The following is a 2,239-nucleotide window of genomic DNA, read 5'->3' as shown; positions in this document are numbered from 1 at the left end:
GATGAGTCTTACGGTTTGAAGTTTGAATTCCTTGTCGTACTTTTTCGTCATTTCGGACACCTCGATTATGAATGCTTTTATTGTCGCACTCTCGGTTCTCCGTGTCCAATTTAAAGTCTAGCATCAGTAAACTTTTTGAGTACCGACTACGTCGCACTCCACGTGAGTGCGTGGATTGAAATTATGAGACTATCAAAAGGAGGTTTTTCATGCAGGTTGTCGCACTCCACGTGAGTGCGTGGATTGAAATCTTCAGGCTTCGGGGATTTAGACAAAATGACTGCAGGGTCGCACTCCACGTGAGTGCGTGGATTGAAATCTCTGGCTTATGCTTATCACAATAACCTTCCGCGAGTCGCACTCCACGTGAGTGCGTGGATTGAAATTCCGGATTCCAGCGAGTACGACTTGCCATCCGACGTGTCGCACTCCACGTGAGTGCGTGGATTGAAATGTAAAGTTCAACCGGCCGAATAGCGCAATGATAGCGGTCGCACTCCACGTGAGTGCGTGGATTGAAATGATTAGCTCATACGACGGTGCAGGCTCGTCCATTGTCGCACTCCACGTGAGTGCGTGGATTGAAATCTCTATAAATCTATCTAGTAACCCTATCAAAACGTCGCACTCCACGTGAGTGCGTGGATTGAAATATTGACCGGCGTTGCTTCGTTTAACTTCAAGGAGTCGCACTCCACGTGAGTGCGTGGATTGAAATCGAAATATTACGGCGACTCTCGCGTTGTCATTAATGTCGCACTCCACGTGAGTGCGTGGATTGAAATATGGCTAGTGTGTCACCGTTTGTAATGATTATCGCCGTCGCACTCCACGTGAGTGCGTGGATTGAAATCTCCATGACCGCCAAGTCCTATGGGGAATCGCTTGTCGCACTCCATGTGAGTGCGTGGATTGAAATTACGAGTTAAGGCAGCATCGTAAAGACGGTGTTGAGTCGCACTCCATGTGAGTGCGTGGATTGAAATATCTAAGTCAGTGTAAAACTGATAATGAATTCCATGTCGCACTCCATGTGAGTGCGTGGATTGAAATTGTTATGAATTCGTCATCCGTACAGTAATGCGTCCCGTCGCACTCCATGTGAGTGCGTGGATTGAAATTAGGAAGCAGCTTATATTAGTGTCGCACTCCATGTGAGTGCGTGGATTGAAATTTATAAGAATTCTACTGTAGAGAATATAGTGGATGTCGCACTCCATGTGAGTGCGTGGATTGAAATGAAAATACGGCGGTTTTGCAACTGTTGCGACTCGTCGCACTCCATGTGAGTGCGTGGATTGAAATGTCCGGAGATAAGTTGGTTACGTCTTGCGTTGTGGTCGCACTCCACGTGAGTACGTGGAGTGATTTCGCAGGCACAACATGAGGAGGAGCCCATCACACTTCCTGAGAGTACGACTTCCTACCGCTTCGACTAGAGTCCTGCTCATGCGAGCGTGCGAAATTGCCCCCGCAGGTAAGAGTTTGTCCAACTACTTCTAACAATTTAAAGTTATTACTCCAGAGCATCTTGCTTTGGAGTTATTTGTTTTTTGTTCCCTTTTTAGTATGGGGAATATTTGCATACATTTGGAAGGAGTTGGTATATTGGTGTAGAAATATATCAAAAGATCTCATTTTTTGTAGTTCTTTAGTTGGAGGGATAACGAATGACTGATGAAAAGCGTAAACAGAAATTAGTTGAGAACATTACAAAGAATTATCGGCAGGTTGAAAAATCCGTAGTGAGTCAGCTCTATATGAAGCATGATTTGCATGGAACAAGTATAGGTTCCGCCCGTGAGGATATTTGGGCGCAGTTGTTTGACATGATTGTTCCCAAGAAATTTGTTATCGAACATTCCGTTTTTATCATTGACTCGAAAGGGATAGTCTCCCACGAAGTTGATTTAGCTATTCTGGATAAAACCTATACCCCGTATATTTTTCGCTATGGGCGTTTGAAGTTTATCCCGATTGAAGCCGTTGCTGTGGTGGTAGAATGCAAAAGTCAAAGTTTAAATAAAGATGCTATAAACGACTGGTATGAAATCTTAGAAGGACTAAAAACTGCAGATGATTCAGTTACAAGAATTGCTGACCGAATTGCCATTGATGCTAGACTTTAAATTGGACACGGAGAACCGAGAGTGCGACAATAAAAGCATTCATAATCGAGGTGTCCGAAATGACGAAAAAGTACGACAAGGAATTCAAACTTCAAACCGTAAGACTCATC

Annotated in this window: 1 protein-coding gene and 1 CRISPR repeat array; the gene reads left to right on the top strand. The window is 44.3% G+C overall.

Features of this window, described 5'->3' with window-relative positions:
- Positions 1-150 precede the first annotated feature (150 nt).
- Positions 151-1,371: a CRISPR direct-repeat array (repeat unit 32 nt; unit sequence GTCGCACTCCACGTGAGTGCGTGGATTGAAAT).
- Between the two features lie 299 nt (positions 1,372-1,670).
- Positions 1,671-2,129, top strand: a complete 459-nt coding sequence (locus ACFPXP_RS08205; RefSeq protein WP_379893750.1) for a DUF6602 domain-containing protein — start codon at positions 1,671-1,673, stop codon at positions 2,127-2,129.
- The last annotated feature ends 110 nt before the right edge of the window (positions 2,130-2,239 follow it).

The sequence above is a fragment of the Marinicrinis lubricantis genome, assembly GCF_042658665.1.
GTDB lineage: Bacteria > Bacillota > Bacilli > Paenibacillales > KCTC-33676 > Marinicrinis > Marinicrinis lubricantis.
The sequence above is the reverse complement of the archived record's forward strand: the minus strand, read 5'-3'. Positions and strand labels throughout refer to the sequence as shown.

Coding starts and splice junctions, on each gene's coding strand:
- ACFPXP_RS08205 (WP_379893750.1), top strand. CDS start 1,671: ATGACTGATGAAAAGCGTAAACAGAAATTAGTTGAGAACATTACAAAG.